The following is a 16,593-nucleotide window of genomic DNA, read 5'->3' on the forward strand; positions in this document are numbered from 1 at the left end:
CGGCCCTCCCGCCTGCCCCGCAGACTCCGCCGCATGCACAGCTACCGCCAGCTCTTCCGTACGCCCGAGTTCACCCCGCTCTTCCTCGCCGGATCCGTCCAGGTCGCCGCCCAGACGGTGGCCGGCCTCGGACTGGCCACACTCGTCTACAGCCGGACCGGGTCCCCGCTCCTCTCCTCCCTCGCCCTGTTCGGCCCCGCGCTCGCCCAGCTCCTGGGCGCCGCCACGCTCCTCTCCGCCGCCGACCGGCTCCCGCCGCGCGCCGTGCTGGCCGGGACGGCGCTGTTCCACGCCGCGGGCAGCGCGGCGACGGCCCTCCCGGGGCTGCCGGTCCCGGCGGTCTTCGCGATCCTGCTCGCGCAGGGCATCGTCGGATCCGTCGGCGGGGGTGTGCGGTACGGGCTCCTCGGCGAGATCCTGCCCCGCGGGGGCTACCTGCTGGGACGCTCCGTGCTGAACATGGCGGCCGGCGCCTGCCAGATCGCCGGGTTCGCCGCCGGCGGCCTGCTCGTCGCCGTCCTCTCGCCGCGCGGCGCCGTCCTGGCCGGCGCCGCCCTCTACCTCGCCGCGGCCCTCCTGGCCCGCCTCGGCCTCACCCGTCGCGCCCCGCGTGCCACCGGCCGGCCTTCGGCGGCCCGGACCTGGCGGAACAACCGACGGCTGTGGTCCTCGCGCGCCCGCCGCCGGGTGTACCTGGCGCTCTGGGTGCCCAACGGGCTGATCGTGGGCTGTGAGTCGCTCTTCGTGCCGTACGACCCCGAGCGCGCCGGGCTGCTCTTCGCCTGTGGCGCGCTCGGGATGCTGGCGGGGGACACGATCGTCGGCCGGTTCCTCCCGAAGGGCCTCCGCGCCCGGCTCGCCGCCCCGCTCCAGGTGCTCCTCGCCGCCCCCTTCCTGTGTTTCGCAGGGGACCCGGGACTGCCCTGGGCGCTGGCGGCCGTGACCGTCTCGGCTGTCGGTTACGGCGCGAGCCTGCTGTACCAGGAGCGGTTGACGGCCCTGGTCCCGGACGAGCTGAGCGGTCACGCCCTGGGGCTGCACTCCTCGGGCATGCTCGCGCTCCAGGGGCTGAGCGCGGCGCTGGCCGGTGCCGTCGCCCAGTTCACCTCGCCCCGAACGGCGATGGTGGTGCTCGCCCTCGCCTCGCTCGCGGTCACACTGACGCTCGCCCTCACCGAGGGGCCTTCGAGCGGACCACGACGGTCTCCTCGCAGGGCCCGTCAGCGAACAGCTTGAGCGTCTCCACCTCGTCGTTGTCGGCGCTCAGGCCCCAGCGGAGTTTGGTGCCCACCCACTCGGCGACGTAGCAGCAGTACCGGGCGGAGTCCGACGGCACCCAGTCGGCCGGGCCACGGCCCGCCTTGTCCTTCTGGCTGCGGGCGGTGACGGCGACGAGCGTGCCGGGCACGCCCTGGTCGTTGGCGTACCTCTCGCGCCGGGCCGCGGTCCAGGCCGAGGCGCCCGACTCCCAGGCCTCGTTGAGCGGGACCACATGGTCGACGCGGAGCGCGGCGGGGTCGGTGACGGTCTGGCCGTCGTAGTACGAGGTCCACCTGCCGCCCGTCAGGACGCAGCCGGTGCCGGTCCTCGGGGCGTCGACGGCCTCCTCCAGGAGGACCTCACCCCGGGTGTCGCAGCCGTCCGCGGGGTCGAGGCCGGCGTTCCAGTGGGGGAAGGCGGAGACCTCGTAGCCGGCGGGGGCCTCGGTGAGGTCGGCGAGGGCGTCGGGGAAGAGGACGACGTTCGCCGAAAGCGCGGGGGAGGGGGCGGCGAGCGGGGACAGGACGAGCGCCAGCGGGGTCAGGCTCCGCACCAGATTCTTGATCACGTGCGACTGGACAGCGGCGGAGGAGGGGCGCACGGAGGGCGAATCGCGGTGCGCTCGCCCGAGCGGGTGTGGATCTTCACCGCAGAAACGATGCGCTCGGGCGCGGGACTTCACGGGGACGCGAAAGAGCGCGGAACCAGGGACCGTAAACCTGGTTCCGCGCTCTCGTTGTGCCCGCCCGACGGTGCGAGGCTGGCGCGACAGGACGTTCGCGCCGCCGGGCGGAGTCTTGGGGGAGGTGGGGCGTTGGGACCGCGGCGACGGCGACGGATGGACCGGGAACCCTTCCTTCAGGTCAAGAAGGGGCCTGGTCCGCCCTTACCACCGCACTGGCTCGTCGCCGCCGCGGTCCTCACGCTGTCCGTACCGCCGGCCACCCCTCATCCGGGCCGTCGGTCCGGACGGCGTACGGCATCTGACCTCCCGTCATATGCCGTACGCGGTCTGGACACCGCCGTGGATCAGTCCTCGCGCAGGGCGCGGACCGCCTCTGCCACGCGCCTGCCGTAGTCCGCGTCGGCGGCGGCGAAGTGCGCGATGTTCTTCTCGATGACGTCCTCGCGGGACACCTGGGACAGGCCGCCGGCGATGTTGGCGATCAGTCGGCCCTTCTCGGCCTCGGACATCAGGCGGTAGAGCTCGCCGGCCTGGAAGAAGTGGTCGTCCTTGGCGTGCTCGGGCGCCGCGTGGGTGCCGGTCCAGCCGTGGATCGCCAGCGGGGCGGCGAGCGCCTCGTCCGTCTGCGAGGGGCCGGAGTACGAGTTGGGCTCGTAGTTCTTGTCGTGGCGCGAGCCCTGGCGGGTGGCCATGAAGCCGTCGCGGCCGTAGTTGTCGGCGACGGTCGCCTTCGGGGCGTTCACCGGCAGCTGGGTGTGGTTGACGCCGAGGCGGTAGCGGTGGGCGTCCGCGTAGGCGAAGAGGCGGCCCTGGAGCATCTTGTCCGGCGAGGGGCCGATGCCCGGGACGAAGTTGTTCGGGGAGAACGCCGCCTGCTCGACCTCGGCGAAGACGTTGTCCGGGTTGCGGTCGAGGACCAGACGGCCCACGCGCTGCAGCGGGTAGTCGGCGTGCGGCCACACCTTGGTGAGGTCGAACGGGTTGAAGCGGTACTCCGCGGCCTCGGCGGCCGGCATGACCTGGACGTACAGGGTCCACGAGGGGTTCACACCGCGCTCGATGGCCTGCAGCAGGTCGGTCTGGTGCGAGTTCGCGTCCTTGCCGACGGTCTCGGCGGCCTGCTCGGCGGAGAGCGAGCGGATGCCCTGGTTCGTCTTGAAGTGGTACTTGACGAAGAAGGCCTCACCCTTCTCGTTGGTCCACTGGTACGTGTGCGAGCCGTAGCCGTTCATGTGACGGTACGAGGCCGGGATGCCACGGTCGCCCATGAGCCAGGTGATCTGGTGCGTCGCCTCGGGGGCGTGCGCCCAGAAGTCCCAGACGTTGTCCGGCTCCTGCTTGCCCGTGAAGGGGTCACGCTTCTGGGAGTGGATGAAGTCGGGGAACTTGATCGGGTCCTTGATGAAGAACACCGGGGTGTTGTTGCCGACGAGGTCGTAGTTGCCCTCTTCGGTGTAGAACTTCAGGGCGAAACCGCGCGGGTCACGGACGGCGTCCGCGCCGCCGAGCGAGTCGGCCACGGTGGAGAAGCGGATGAACGTCTCGGTCCGCTTGCCGACCTCGGAGAGGAAGGCGGCCTTGGTGAAGCCGGTCACGTCGTCGGTGACCTCGAAGTACCCGTACGCGCCGGAGCCGCGGGCGTGGACCACGCGCTCCGGGATCCGCTCACGGTTGAAGCGCGCGAGCTTCTCCAGGAGGTGCTGGTCCTGGAGGAGGATGGGGCCACCGACGCCGGCGGTGGCGGAGTTCTGGTTGTCGGCGACGGGGGCGCCGGACTCGGTCGTAAGCACGCGCTTCGACATCGTGACCTTCCGTACGGGAGCTGCACTGGTGACGGTGTCAGGAGCGTAAGGAGCCGCTGAAGCGAACGTCAACAGTTTGTTGAAAACGAAGGAGGGTGTTCCGGGCGGCGGCGGCGCCTGGGCGCGACAGGACAGGTTGTCAGCGCCGCCGCCGACCGGAAGTCAGGGGCCCCGTGACGGGGCGCCGGATCAGACCTGCCGGCCGGAGAGGCGCTCGACGGCGCGCAGCAGGGCGGAGTGGTCCAGGCCGCCGTCGCCCTGCGCACGCAGGGAGGCGACGAGCTGGGCGACGACGGCGCCGACCGGGAGGGCCGCACCGACGTTGCGGGCCGCGTCGGTGACGATGCCCATGTCCTTGTGGTGCAGGTCGATCCGGAAGCCGGGCTTGAAGTCCCGGTTCAGGAAGTTGTCCTTCTTGCGGGTCAGGACGGTGGAGCCGGCCAGGCCGCCGTTGAGGACGTCCAGGGCGGCCTGGAGGTTCACGCCGGACTTCTCCAGGAAGACCACGGCCTCGGCGCACGCCTGGATGTTGACGGCGACGATGAGCTGGTTGGCCGCCTTCACCGTCTGGCCGGAGCCGTGCGGACCGCAGAGCACGATGACCTTGCCGAGGGCCTCCAGGATCGGCAGGGCCTCGTCGAAGTCGGCCTGCTCGCCACCCACCATGATCGAGAGCACGGCCTCGATCGCGCCGGCCTCGCCGCCGGAGACGGGGGCGTCGATGACGCGGATGCCCTTCTCCTTGGCCCTCGATGCCAGGTCCACGGAGGTCTGCGGGGTGATCGACGACATGTCGATGATCAGCGCGCCCGGCTTCGCGTTCTCCAGGATGCCCTCGGGGCCGTAGGCGATGGCCTCGACCTGCGGGGAGGCGGGCACCATCGTGATGACGACGTCGGCGTCCTTGACGGCCTCGGCGATCGACGCGGCGGCGGTGCCGCCCGCCGCGGCGAGGCGGTCCAGCTTGTCCTGCTCCAGGGTGAAGCCGGTGACGGAGTATCCGGCCTTGATCAGGTTCTCGGACATGGGGGAGCCCATGATGCCGAGACCGATCCACGCGATCGCAGGGCGGGTGGGCTGGGAGGAGTCGGTGAGGTTGCTCATTGGGGGTACCTCTCGGGGTTGTGCGATGTCAGGGGGAGCTGACGCCCGCGTCGTGGCGTCGGTCTCCGGCCGGTGAGGCCGGGCCGGGGCCACGAGGGGCTCGTGTGGAAGGGGGTGTCGGCCCCCTTCCGGCGTCAGCGGGCCGCGCGAGCCTCGGCGGGGAGCCACGCGAAGGAGGCGGCGGCGTCGGCGGCCTTGTACTCCAGGCCGACCCAGCCGTCGTAACCGGCCTTCCCGAGCTCGTCGAGCAGCTGCTCCAGGGGGAGCTCGCCGGTGCCCGGCGCGCCGCGGCCCGGGTTGTCGGCGATCTGGACGTGGCCGGTCCTGTCGGCGTACTCCGCGATGACCTGGCTGACGTTCTCGCCGTTCATCGACAGGTGGTAGATGTCGAGGAGGAACTTGGCGTTGCCGAGTCCGGTGGCCGCGTTGACCTTGTCGACGACCTCGATCGCGGCGGGTGCGCTCACCAGCGGGTAGAGCGGCGACTCCGGCTTGTTCAGGGTCTCGACCAGCAGGATCGCGCCGATCCGGTCGGCCGCGCGGGCCGCCAGGACCAGGTTCTCCAGGGCGAGGGCGTCCTGGACCTGAGGGTCGACGCCCTCGACGCGGTTGCCGTAGAGCGCGTTGAGCGCCTTGCACCCGACCGAGGCGGCGAAGTCCGCCGCCACCTCGATGTTGGCGCGGAAGCGGTCCGACTCCGCGCCGGGCACGGAGAGCGCGCCGCGGTCGGGACCCGGGAGCTGCCCGGCGTAGAAGTTCAGGCCCACCAGCTGGGTGCCGGCGTCGTCCAGAGCCTTCTTGAGAGCGTCGAGCTCACTCTGGGCGGGGGTGGCGGTGTCGATCCAGGGCCACCACAGCTCGACCGCGGTGAAGCCCGCCGCGGCGGCGGCCGCGGGGCGCTCCAGGAGCGGGAGTTCCGTGAAGAGGATCGACAGGTTCACATCGAAGCGCTGGTCCGTGTATCCCATGAGGGGCGGCGCTCCTTCCGTATTGCGGAAGTAAGTTTCTGTCTGACGGAATGTTGCAAGGGGAGTCGCGCACTTGTCAAGAGGGTCCGGCGGCTCGGGGCTGCCGTCGGTGCCGTTCCGGCCAGTAGCGTGGGGCCATGGTGCGTTTGAGAGTGGAGTTCACGACCGAGCCCTTCGACCTGGACGAGGCGCCGGAGCACGCGGTCGTGGCTCGTGAGGTCATCCAGGCGGCCGACCTGGACGCGGTGGACGTCGGTCCGTTCGGCAATACCGCGGAAGGCGGCTCCGACGAGGTCCTGACCGCCGTCGACGCGCTGCTGCGCAAGTCCCTGGCGGCCGGCGCGACCCGCGTCTCCCTCCAGGTCAACGTGATCGGGGAGGAGTCGTGAGCGAGCATCCCCTGGTGGCGGCGGTCAAGCCGCTGGTCGACGCGATGGGTGCCGAGATACTCGGGCCCGAGCAGGCCGGAACGGACGACGTGGTGCTCGCCTGGGAGGGGGAGGACGTGATCGCCGTACGGCTTCCCCAGCTCTCGGACTCGCTGGACCGCATCCTGGCGGCCATGGAGCGCCGGCACGGGATGCCGCTCGCCGCACTCGACCGCAGGGCGAAGCAGGAGGCGGTCCGGACGCTGGAGGCGCGCGGCGCCTTCTCCGTGCGTCATGGAGTGGAGACGGTGGCCGGGGCGCTGGGTGTCAGCCGCTTCACCGTGTACAACTACCTGAACCGGGAGACCGCCCTGAACAGGGAAAAGGCCGCCGAGAACGGTTAGTCGATCATGTGCAGCCGGAGGCCGTCGTCCAGATGTCGGGACGGCGGCCTTTGTGTCACCGAGTTTTCAACAAAGTGTTGACGTGGTGTTGCGGGAGGGCGTTAGCTATCCGCAGCCCGTCCGACGCACAGCGAAAAACAGCCACGGAGGCTTCCCGTGACTTCAGGTACGACACCGGGTCTGACCCGGTTCAACACCTCGGCGGACAGCGACGCTGTCGCCGCGCTCCACGAGGTGTGCTCCAGCTCGGCGTGGGGGAGCAAGCTTCTCGCCCAGCGCCCGTACGCCACCGTCGAAGCCCTTCTCCTCGCCAGTGACGCCGCCATGGCCGAACTGACCGCGGAGGATCTGGCCGAGGCGATGGCGGGCCACCCGCCGATCGGTCGTCCGAAGGCAGGGGACCCGACCTCCTCCCGCGAGCAGAGCGGGATGGCCGGTGCCTCAGAGGAACTCAAGGCCGAGATGCTCGAACTCAACCTGGCCTACCAGGACAGGTTCGGTCATGTCTTTCTGATCTGCGCGACCGGCAAGACCGGTGAGCAGATGCGCGACGCGGTCCGCGACCGGATCGAGAACTCGCCCGAACGGGAGCGGGAGATCGTCCGCACCGAACTGGGCAAGATCAACCGCATCAGGCTGACCCGTCTCGTAGAGCGCGCGGAGAACGAGGAAGAGAACGCATGAGCACCGACACCACCGCTTCGGTGTCCACCCACATCCTGGACACCAGCATCGGCCGCCCCGCCGAGGGAGTGGCCATCACGCTCGCGGCCCGCAGCGGCTCCGACGCGCCGTGGGTCACGCTCGGTGGCTCCGCCACCGACGCGGACGGGCGCTGCAAGGACCTGCCGGCCCTGCCGGAGGGCACCACCCACGTACGTCTCGACTTCGAGACCGAGGCGTACTTCTTCAACAAGAAGCAAGCCGAGGCGCAGCAGGACGCCCCCCGCGTAAGGGACAGCGGTGCGTTCTTCCCGGAGGTGGCGATCACGTTCGCCGTCAAGCCGGGCGAGCATTACCACGTACCGCTGCTGCTCAACCCGTTCGGCTACTCCGTTTACCGAGGGAGCTAGCAGACATGCCCACGATTCTCGGCCAGAACCAGTACGGCAAAGCAGAGAACCGCGTCGTCAAGATCACGCGGGACGGCGAGACCCACCACATCAAGGACCTGAACGTCTCCGTCGCCCTCTCCGGCGACCTCGACGACGTCCACCTCACCGGCTCCAACGCCCACTGCCTGCCCACCGACACGACCAAGAACACCGTGTACGCCTTCGCCAAGGAGTACGGGATCGAGTCGGCCGAGCAGTTCGGCATCCACCTGGCGCGCCACTTCGTGACGAGCCAGGAGCCCATCCACCGGGCCCGGATCCGGATCGAGGAGTACTCCTGGGAGCGCATCGCGACCTCGGACGCCAACTCCAGGTTCATCGGCGCCGACGAGGTCAACCACTCCTTCGCCCGCAAGGGCCAGGAGACCCGTGTCACCCAGATCACGTACGACGGTGAGAAGTGGGAGGTCATCTCCGGCCTCAAGGACCTCATCGTCATGAACTCCACCAACTCGGAGTTCTGGGGCTACATCAAGGACAAGTACACGACGCTCCAGGAGGCGTACGACCGCATCCTGGCCACGCAGGTGTCCGGCCGCTGGCGGTTCAACTGGACCGACGACGACCAGCGGATGCCCAACTGGGAGAAGTCCTACGAGCAGACCCGGAAGCACATGCTCCAGGCCTTCGCCGAGACGTACTCGTACTCGCTGCAGCAGACGCTGTACCAGATGGCCACCCGGATCATCGGTCACCGCTCGGAGATCGACGAGGTCCGCTTCTCGCTCCCGAACAAGCACCACTTCCTGGTGGACCTGGAGCCCTTCGGGCTCAAGAACGACAACGAGGTCTACTACGCCGCCGACCGCCCCTACGGCCTCATCGAGGCCACGGTGCTGCGGGACGGAGCCACGGCGCAGATCCCGGTCGACATGACCAACCTCTAGGCGGCACCGCGTGGCCGCCCCCGCCCGCCCGCAGTCGGGCGGGGGCCGCCACCACCGGAGGGACGTACTCATGGCACAGCCCGCAACGGGGCCGGCACCTGCCGAAGGCCCTTGCTCCACCCCCTCGGACACCTCGCCGGTCACCCGATCGGTCACCTCGCCGGTCACCTTGCCGGTCACCCGATCGGTCACCTCGCCGGTCACCTCGGCCGAGGTCCATCCGGTGGACGAGAAGCTCCCCGCCTCGCGGCTCGTTCCCGCCGCGCTCCAGCACATCGCCGCGATGTACGCGGGCGTGGTCACCCCTCCGCTGATCATCGGCCAGGCGGTCGGCCTGGACGCCGCCGGGATGACCCGGCTCATAGCCGCGAGCCTGCTCATCGCCGGCTGCGCCACCATCCTCCAGACCCTCGGGGCCGGCCGCTTCGCCGGAAACCGGCTCCCCTTCGTCAACGCCGCCTCGTCGGCGGGCATCGCCCCGATGCTGGCGATCGCCGAGACCAGCGCCCCCGGCCACCAACTCCCCGCCATCTACGGCGCGGTGATGGTCGCCGGAGCCTTCTGCCTCGTCCTGGGCCCCTTCTTCGGGCGTCTGCTCCGCTTCTTCCCCCCGCTCGTCACCGGCGTCGTGATCACCCTGATCGGCGTCACCCTGATGCCCGTGCCCGTGAGTTGGGCACAGGGCGGGAACAAGGAGGCCGCCGACTTCGGCGCCATGAAGTACCTCGCGCTCGCCGGTTTCACGCTCGTCGTGATCCTGCTCTTCCAGCGCTTCGGCAAGGGCTTCGTCAAGCAGATCGCCCTGCTGCTCGGCCTGTTCGTCGGCAGCGTGGCCGCGATCCCGTTCGGGATGGCCGACTTCACCGTGCTGCGCGAGGCGCCCGTGGCCGCACTGCCCGCCCCCTTCGTCTTCGGCTCACCGGAGTTCCAGCCCGCCGCGATCCTCTCCCTGTGCATCGTGATGCTGGTTCTGATGACCGAGTCCAGCGCCGGGATGCTCGCCCTCGGCGAGATCTGCGGGCGCAGGAGCGACGGGGGCACGATCACCCGAGGCCTGCGGACCGACGGCATCGCCACGCTCCTCGGCCCCGTCTTCGGCGGATTCCCCACCTCGGCCTTCGCCCAGAACGTCGGAGTGGTCTCCCTGACCCGGGTCCGTTCCCGCTACGTCGTCGCCGTCGCCGGTGGCGCCCTGCTCGTCCTCGGCGCCTTCCCGGTCCTCGGAGCGGTCGTGTCGATGGTCCCGATGCCCGTCCTCGGGGGTGCCGGCATCGTCCTCTTCGGTTCGATCGCCGTCTCCGGAATCCGAACCCTGTCGGAAGCCGGACTCGACGACAGCTCCCACATCATCCTGGTGGCCGTCGCGCTCGGAGCGGGCATCATCCCGCTCGCAGCGCCCACCTTCTACGCCGACTTCCCGGCCTGGGCACAGACCGTGCTCGGCTCCGGCATCAGCGCCGGTGCGCTCGTCGCGGTCACGCTCAATCTGTTCTTCCACCATCTCGGCACCCGGACCCGTCACCCGGCTCCGGCACTCAAATCCTCCTAGGGTCCTGCCGTGCCCACCCCCTACGACTTCGTCGTGGAGGGACCCCCAACCCCCGAGGAATGAAGGAAGCACCGCCATGGCAGCACCTTCGGCAGCAGTCGAGCGCATCGTCATCGAGAACTGTGCGATCGCGACCGTGGACGCCGGCGACACCGAGTACGCCTCCGGCCATCTCGTCGTCGCAGGCAACAAGATCGAGTCCATCGGCGCCGGCAAGGCGCCCGAGGGCCTGGAGAACGTGGTCCGCCGGATCGATGCCACCGGCCACCTGGTGACGCCCGGTCTGGTCAACACGCACCACCACTTCTACCAGTGGATCACCCGGGGCCTGGCCACCGACCACAACCTCTTCAACTGGCTGGTGGCGCTCTACCCGACCTGGGCCCGCATCGACGAGGCCATGGTCCGCGTCGCCGCCCAGGGTTCGCTGGCCATGATGGCCCGCGGTGGTGTCACCACCGCCATGGACCACCACTACGTCTACCCGAAGGGCTCCGGCGACCTGTCCGGCGCCATCATCGGTGCGGCCCAGGACATGGGCGTCCGCTTCACCCTCGCCCGCGGTTCGATGGACCGCAGCGAGAAGGACGGCGGCCTGCCGCCGGACTTCGCCGTCGAGACCACCGAGGGCGCCCTCGCGGCGACCGAGGAGACGGTGAAGAAGTACCACGACGCCTCCTTCGACGCGATGACCCAGGTCGCCGTCGCCCCCTGCTCCCCCTTCTCCATCTCCACCGAGCTGCTCCGCGAGGGCGCCGCGCTCGGCCGCCGCCTCGGTGTGCGCATGCACACGCACGGCTCGGAGACCGTGGAGGAGGAGAAGTTCTGCCACGAGCTCTTCGGCATGGGCCCGACGGACTACTTCGAGTCCACCGGCTTCCTCGGCGAGGACGTGTGGATGGCGCACTGCGTCCACATGAACGACTCCGACATCGAGGCCTTCGCCCGTACGAAGACCGGCGTCGCCCACTGCCCGTCCTCCAACGCGCGTCTGGCTGCCGGCATCGCCCGGGTCCCGGACATGCTGCGTGCCGGGGTCCCCGTCGGCCTCGGCGTCGACGGCACCGCCTCCAACGAGTCGGGCGAACTCCACACCGAGCTGCGCAACGCGCTCCTCATCAACCGCCTCGGCGCCCACCGCGAGGCCGCGCTCAACGCCCGCCAGGCCCTGCGCCTCGGGACGTTCGGCGGCGCCCAGGTCCTCGGTCGCGCCGACTCGATCGGCTCGCTGGAGGCCGGCAAGCTCGCCGACTTCGTCCTCTGGAAGATCGACGGCCTCGGCCACTCCTCGATCGCCGACCCGGTCACCGCGATCGTGTTCGGCGCCGCGGCCCCGGTGACGGCCTCGTTCGTCAACGGCAGGCAGATCGTCGAGAACAACCGCCTGCTCTTCGCGGACGAAGAGGCGATCGCGCGCGACGCGCGCGCGGAGGCGCAGCGCCTGGCCCGGATCACGGCCCAGGGCTGACCTCCCCAAGGAGTCCGACCGAGGGGGACGGCCCTCGGTCGTTCGCCGCGGACCCGAGCGGGGTCCGTGGCCGGCCGGACGGGGGGTGTCCGTACGAAAAGAGGTACGGCACCCCCCGGACGGTCGACGTGTCCCCCCTCCCGGGGCACGACCGGGCGGTACCCCCCCACAGCCGCTCGACCGTATGTCCCGCAGCACCCGAAGACCCCGTGGCGCCCGCCACATCCTCATGAGCCGCACACCGTGAGGCGCACGATCTGCACCACTTTGCACCACCTCCCTGACATCCGCGTCACCGCCGACGTGTAACCGACCGGAGGAACCGCCGTGGCCGCCAAGCCCAGGTTTCGCAATGATGCACACGACGCAAGCGCCGACACCGAAGACCAGAAGCATCCGGTCGACGAGACGTTGCCGCCCCTGAGAATGTTCACCAGTGGCCTCCAGCACGTGGCCGCCATGTACGCCGGGGTCGTGGCCCCGCCCCTGATCGTCGGTGCGGCCGTCGGACTCTCCGGCACCGAACTGACCTTCCTCACCGGAGCCAGCCTCTTCACCGCGGGGCTCGCCACCTTCCTCCAGACGCTCGGCATCTGGAAGATCGGCGCCCGGCTGCCGTTCGTCAACGGCGTCACGTTCGCCGGTGTCGCGCCCATGCTGGCGATCGTCGACACCACGGACGACAAGGCCGACGCGCTCCCGATCATCTTCGGCGCGATCATCGTCGCCGGTGTGCTCGGCTTCATAGCCGCCCCGTACTTCTCCAAGCTCGTCCGCTTCTTCCCGCCGGTCGTCACCGGCACCGTGATCACCCTCATCGGTGTCTCGCTGCTGCCGGTCGCCTTCGGCTGGGCCCAAGGTCCCAACCCGGCGGCGCAGGACTACGGTTCGACGACCTATCTCACGCTCGCCGCGATCACGCTCGTGGTCGTCCTCGTCCTGCGCCGGTTCACCCGCGGCTTCCTGAAGCAGATCGCGGTCCTGGTCGGCCTGGCCATCGGCACGCTCATCGCGATCCCGTTCGGGGTGACGGACTTCAGCCCGGTGGCGGAGGCGTCCGTCGTCGGCTTCCCGTCGCCGTTCCACTTCGGCGCCCCGCAGTTCGCGGTCGCCGCGATCATCTCGATGTGTGTGGTCATGCTGGTCTCGATGACCGAGTCGACCGCCGACATGCTGGCGCTCGGTGAGATCGTCGAGCGTCCGGCCGACGAGAGGACCATCGCGGCCGGACTGCGCGCCGACACGCTCGGCTCGGCCATCAGCCCGTTCTTCAACGGCTTCATGTGCAGCGCCTTCGCCCAGAACATCGGGCTCGTGGCGATGACGAGGATCCGCAGCCGGTTCGTGGTCGCCTGCGGTGGCGGCTTCCTGGTCCTGATGGGTCTCTCGCCCGTCGCCGCCTCGCTGATCTCGGTCGTCCCCCGGCCGGTGCTCGGCGGTGCGGGCGTGGTCCTCTTCGGATCGGTCGCCGCGAGCGGTATCCAGACTCTGGTCAAGGCCGGTCTGGAGAAGGACAACAACGTGCTGATCGTGGCGGTCTCGCTGGCCGTCGGCATCATCCCGATCACGGAGCCCGCGTTCTACCACGCCTTCCCGGAGACGGCGAAGATCATCCTGGACTCGGGCATCTCGACCGGCTGTGTGGCGGCGGTCCTGCTGAACCTGGTCTTCAACCACCTGGGCAGGCGTGGCGACGAGGACACGGTCACCGCGCCCATGGAACCGGGCGAGGAGATCTCCGAGGCCCGCACGGCCAAGGCGGCGCACGTCCACTGAGCGCCTTCACTCCGCCCGACGAGCCGGTCCCCGCGTATGACGCGGGGGCCGGCGTCGCGCGTGTGCCGATGGACCTCGGCGCACACGCGGACGTCGCCGTGTCCGGGGACCCCGCCGCTTCCGCCGGCCGCGGCGCGGCGTCGGCGGTCGTCCTGATCAACCCCAACACCTCGACGGCCACGACCGCGATGATGACCGCGATCGCCCGGCGGACGCTGGGACCGGGCGTCCGGGGGGTGACCGTGGCGCGTGGCCCGCGGATGCTCACGGACCCGGCCGCCCTGCGCGCCGCCGCCCCCGAGGTGGCCGAGGCCGGCCGCCTGGCCCTGGCCTCCGGTACCTGCCGGGCGCTGCTGGTGGCGGCGTTCGGCGACCCGGGGCTGGCGGAACTGCGGGCACTCGCCCCGGGCTCGGCACGAGAGCAGGTGCCGGTGCCGGTCGTCGGTATCGGCGAGGCGGCGATGCTGGAGGCCGCCGCTTCCGGGCGGCGCTTCGGCATCGCGACGACCACGCCGTGGCTGGCGGGGGCCATCGTCGAGCGGGTCGCCGCCCTCGGCCTCCGCGACCGCTTCACCGGTCTCCGCCTGACCGGGGGAGACCCCCAGGCCCTGGCCGCCGACCCGGAGTCGCTCCGCGAAAGCCTGGCGCGCGCGGTCCAGGAGTGCGTCGTACGCGACGGAGCCCGGGCCGTCGTCATCGGAGGTGGCCCACTCGGCGAGGCGGCCGATGCCCTGCGCGCCCGGTTCGAGACTCCGGTGATCGCCCCGATACCGGCGGCCTGCCGCAGGCTCGCGCGGCTTCTCACGGCCGCCCCCGGCATTCCGGCCTGATCGCCCTCACTCTCCCGTCCGAGGGTCGACTCGACAGCGGGAGCCGCCCGGTGGTCGGTCAGGACGTCGGCGGACGCCAGTCCGGACGCCGGCCGCTCAGGCCCACCACACGGTCCAGCAGGGGCGCGTCGTCCGGGACGGTGACGACGGGGCCGAAGAAGCCGTCCTCGGCCGCCGCATCGTCCGCCGGCGTCAACAGCGCCTCGGACACGACCAGCTCCTCCTCGGTCACCGCGTACGCCTGTCCCGTCGCGCGCGCCAGGTCCCAGCCGTGGATCAGCAGCTCGTCGAGCGCGACCATGCCCATGACCGCCGCAGGCATCCCGACGCCGCCCGCCTGGGTGTCGCCTTCCCACGCCCCCGGCTCGCGCCATGCCTCCGCCAGTTCGTTCAGGGCCTTCGGCAGGGCGGCGCGCCAGTCGTCCTCCAGGACCGGCCGGACCGAGCCGGGCGGTGTGCCGGTCGTCGCCCCGAAGTGCTTCCGGGCAGCGTCGCGGAAGGCCACGCTCAGCCCGGTGAGATGTGCGAGCACCTCCCGCACCGCGTACTCGGGACAGGGTGTCGGGTCCCCGAGCTGTTCGTCGTCGATGCCCTCGGCGAGCCGCGCCACTCGCTCCGCGGCCGGTCCCAGGTCGATGTGCTCCTTGTTCTCCATGCAGACGCAGACCCCCGGGAACGCCGGAACTCATCGCTCGGCCCCGATGCGACGCGCGCACTCCGGCGCCAGCGCGGGATACGCCGCCGCGATCGCCTCGTAGACCCTTCGGCGCAGCAGCCGTTCGGCCTCGGCCCGGCCTGTCGACCCGTACAGCCCGTCGAGCAGGTACTCGTACCGCGAAAGGGCGTGCCGCAGATAGCTCACCTGCCACCGCACCAGCGCCCCGGCCCCCGCCCCGCCGGGGCCGCGCGCCCCGAGGAGATGCCGGTGCCGCACCGCGCGCCGCTCCAGCTCCACCGCCGGGAGCCGGGGCACCTCGATCGGCTGCGCCCGGATCGCCGCGAGGACCGCCCGCCGTCGCCGCTCGGCCCCTGCCTCCGCGGCCGAGGAGCGACGGCCCGAGGCGGCCGCGCACCGGGTGAACTCCGGCGTCCTCTCCACCGCTTCCACCCGCGCCATCAGGTACAGCCGCACGGGCGCGACGGACCACCGCCGCGGATCCCGTCCCTGCACGTCGGGCGCGCCCAGCAGGTCGCGCACCATCGCGTCGCTCCAGCCGCGCCCGCGCAGCCCGGCCAGTGTCGTGTAGATCGTGCGGTCCGTCATGATTCCCCCTCGTTCGGTCACGGAGAGTGACGACTTCAGTGAAGCGCACCCCACTGACAACGACCCCTTGCCGGGCGCCTCCACGCCGTGGGATACAGGTCTGGACCTTTTCGACGGACGGAGGCATTCCTGTGCAACGCCCGCTCACAGCAAGCGTGTTGACCGTCGCCATCCTCGCCGTCGCCGCCTGCTCCGGCGGCCCCGAGAAGGACACCCACGCCCCCGGCGCCCCCACCGGAGTCACCGCGTCCGCCGGCAGCGCCGGCACCGTCCACGTCATGTGGAGCGCGGCCGCCGACGACCGGGCCGTCACCGGCTACGAGGTCTACCAGCACGGCCGCAAGGTCAAGGACCTCCCCGCGACGACCCTCATGACCGACATCGTGAACCTGAGACCCTCGACCCCGTACGCCTTCACCGTCCGGGCCCGCGACGCCGCCGGAAACCGCTCTCCGCACAGCGCGGCCGTCCCCGCCACGACCCTCGCCGCGACCGCCCAGGACCGCACCGCACCCTCGACCCCCCAGGCCCTGCGCGCCACCCCCGACGGCAGCCACGCGGCCACCCTGGCGTGGGCCCCGGCCCGCGACGACACCAAGGTCACCGCGTACGACGTCTACCAGGCCGACGCCCGGATCCACACCGTCCCCGGCACGGCCACCACCGCGCGCCTCACCGGCCTGCGCCCCGGCACGGTCTACTCCTTCACCGTCCGCGCCCGCGACGCCGCCGAGAACTCCTCCCCGGACAGCGCCCCCGCCGACCTCACCACCGCCCCGGCCCCCGGCGCCGCCCCCAACACCGCCCCCACCGACCTCACGGCGAAAGCAACGAAGGGCGAGATCACCCTCACCTGGACCCCACCCCGCACCGGCGCCCCGGTCACGGAACACCAGCTCTTCCTGAACGAAGCCCTCGCCACCACGATCATCTGGGGCACCGACCCCCCACCCGCCGAGGCCACCTACACCTTCACGGTCCCCACCACCCAGGGCACCCGCTACAGCGTCAAACTCCGCGCCCGCCTCCCCGACGGTGCCTGGGGTGACTTCTCGGCCCAGCGCACCGTTGTCGTCCCATGACGGCGCCGCCACGCGCCTCGTCGTCCGGCGC

The 16,593-nt window shown here is 71.1% G+C and carries 17 protein-coding genes; 11 read left to right on the plus strand and 6 right to left on the minus strand.

The genetic code is table 11. From position 1 onward, the window contains the following. Positions 1-33: 33 nt before the first annotated feature. Positions 34-1,236 (plus strand): MFS transporter, encoded by a 1,203-nt coding sequence (locus tag ACFUJR_RS12160; RefSeq protein ID WP_383180179.1) that lies wholly within the window; start codon positions 34-36, stop codon positions 1,234-1,236. Here the strand turns inward: ACFUJR_RS12160 and ACFUJR_RS12165 are convergent. The 4 genes from ACFUJR_RS12165 to ACFUJR_RS12180 form a co-directional block, all read right to left on the minus strand. Further along, positions 1,172-1,828 (minus strand): HNH endonuclease family protein, encoded by a 657-nt coding sequence (locus ACFUJR_RS12165; protein WP_383180176.1) that lies wholly within the window; start codon positions 1,826-1,828, stop codon positions 1,172-1,174. The two genes, ACFUJR_RS12160 and ACFUJR_RS12165, sit on opposite strands and share 65 nt — an antisense overlap. A 461-nt stretch (positions 1,829-2,289) precedes the next feature. After that, on the minus strand, positions 2,290-3,747 hold the full coding sequence (locus tag ACFUJR_RS12170; protein WP_383180173.1) for a catalase: 1,458 nt from the start codon (positions 3,745-3,747) through the stop codon (positions 2,290-2,292). 189 nt (positions 3,748-3,936) lie between these two features. After that, complete coding sequence (locus ACFUJR_RS12175; RefSeq protein ID WP_383167628.1) at positions 3,937-4,851, minus strand: 2-hydroxy-3-oxopropionate reductase; 915 nt, start codon at positions 4,849-4,851, stop codon at positions 3,937-3,939. Positions 4,852-4,985: 134 nt separating this feature from the next. After that, on the minus strand, positions 4,986-5,819 hold the full coding sequence (locus ACFUJR_RS12180; RefSeq protein ID WP_383167631.1) for a TIM barrel protein: 834 nt from the start codon (positions 5,817-5,819) through the stop codon (positions 4,986-4,988). Positions 5,820-5,959: 140 nt separating this feature from the next. Here ACFUJR_RS12180 and ACFUJR_RS12185 point away from each other — a divergent pair, with 140 nt between their 5' ends. The 9 genes from ACFUJR_RS12185 (at position 5,960) to ACFUJR_RS12225 (ending at position 14,216) form a co-directional block, all read left to right on the plus strand. Further along, complete coding sequence (locus ACFUJR_RS12185) at positions 5,960-6,208, plus strand: hypothetical protein (protein WP_352189185.1); 249 nt, start codon at positions 5,960-5,962, stop codon at positions 6,206-6,208. A gap of 44 nt (positions 6,209-6,252) precedes the next feature. After that, positions 6,253-6,591, plus strand: a complete 339-nt coding sequence (locus ACFUJR_RS12190) for a helix-turn-helix domain-containing protein (RefSeq protein WP_383167784.1) — start codon at positions 6,253-6,255, stop codon at positions 6,589-6,591. A gap of 156 nt (positions 6,592-6,747) precedes the next feature. Then, positions 6,748-7,275, plus strand: a complete 528-nt coding sequence (gene uraD / locus ACFUJR_RS12195; protein WP_383167634.1) for a 2-oxo-4-hydroxy-4-carboxy-5-ureidoimidazoline decarboxylase — start codon at positions 6,748-6,750, stop codon at positions 7,273-7,275. Further along, on the plus strand, positions 7,272-7,664 hold the full coding sequence (gene uraH, locus ACFUJR_RS12200) for a hydroxyisourate hydrolase (protein WP_383167637.1): 393 nt from the start codon (positions 7,272-7,274) through the stop codon (positions 7,662-7,664). The genes uraD and uraH overlap by 4 nt, the downstream gene beginning before the upstream one ends. A 5-nt stretch (positions 7,665-7,669) precedes the next feature. Beyond that, positions 7,670-8,593: a factor-independent urate hydroxylase gene (pucL, locus tag ACFUJR_RS12205; protein ID WP_383167640.1), complete on the plus strand. Its 924-nt coding sequence runs from the start codon at positions 7,670-7,672 to the stop codon at positions 8,591-8,593. Between the two features lie 70 nt (positions 8,594-8,663). Further along, positions 8,664-10,142, plus strand: coding sequence for a nucleobase:cation symporter-2 family protein (locus tag ACFUJR_RS12210; RefSeq protein ID WP_383167643.1), 1,479 nt, complete (start codon positions 8,664-8,666; stop codon positions 10,140-10,142). A gap of 76 nt (positions 10,143-10,218) precedes the next feature. Next, positions 10,219-11,610, plus strand: a complete 1,392-nt coding sequence (locus ACFUJR_RS12215) for an 8-oxoguanine deaminase (protein WP_383167646.1) — start codon at positions 10,219-10,221, stop codon at positions 11,608-11,610. A 327-nt stretch (positions 11,611-11,937) separates the two neighbouring features. After that, positions 11,938-13,386 (plus strand): nucleobase:cation symporter-2 family protein, encoded by a 1,449-nt coding sequence (locus tag ACFUJR_RS12220; RefSeq protein WP_383167648.1) that lies wholly within the window; start codon positions 11,938-11,940, stop codon positions 13,384-13,386. A 68-nt stretch (positions 13,387-13,454) separates the two neighbouring features. Then, the gene (locus ACFUJR_RS12225; protein WP_383167651.1) at positions 13,455-14,216 is read left to right on the plus strand and encodes an aspartate/glutamate racemase family protein; all 762 of its coding nucleotides are present in this window, start codon (positions 13,455-13,457) and stop codon (positions 14,214-14,216) included. Positions 14,217-14,274: 58 nt separating this feature from the next. On the opposite strand, the gene ACFUJR_RS12230 is transcribed toward ACFUJR_RS12225, so the two are convergent. Both ACFUJR_RS12230 and ACFUJR_RS12235 read right to left on the minus strand, forming a co-directional pair. Beyond that, positions 14,275-14,871, minus strand: a complete 597-nt coding sequence (locus tag ACFUJR_RS12230) for a TIGR03086 family metal-binding protein (RefSeq protein ID WP_383167654.1) — start codon at positions 14,869-14,871, stop codon at positions 14,275-14,277. Positions 14,872-14,901: 30 nt separating this feature from the next. After that, complete coding sequence (locus ACFUJR_RS12235; RefSeq protein ID WP_383167657.1) at positions 14,902-15,480, minus strand: hypothetical protein; 579 nt, start codon at positions 15,478-15,480, stop codon at positions 14,902-14,904. A gap of 131 nt (positions 15,481-15,611) precedes the next feature. Between ACFUJR_RS12235 and ACFUJR_RS12240 the strand changes: the two genes are divergently transcribed. Further along, positions 15,612-16,562 carry a fibronectin type III domain-containing protein gene (locus tag ACFUJR_RS12240; RefSeq protein ID WP_383167660.1) on the plus strand — a complete coding sequence of 317 codons (951 nt, stop codon included), beginning with the start codon at positions 15,612-15,614 and terminating at the stop codon, positions 16,560-16,562. The last annotated feature ends 31 nt before the right edge of the window (positions 16,563-16,593 follow it).

This window comes from Streptomyces sp. NPDC057271 (assembly GCF_042668715.1).
GTDB lineage: Bacteria > Actinomycetota > Actinomycetes > Streptomycetales > Streptomycetaceae > Streptomyces.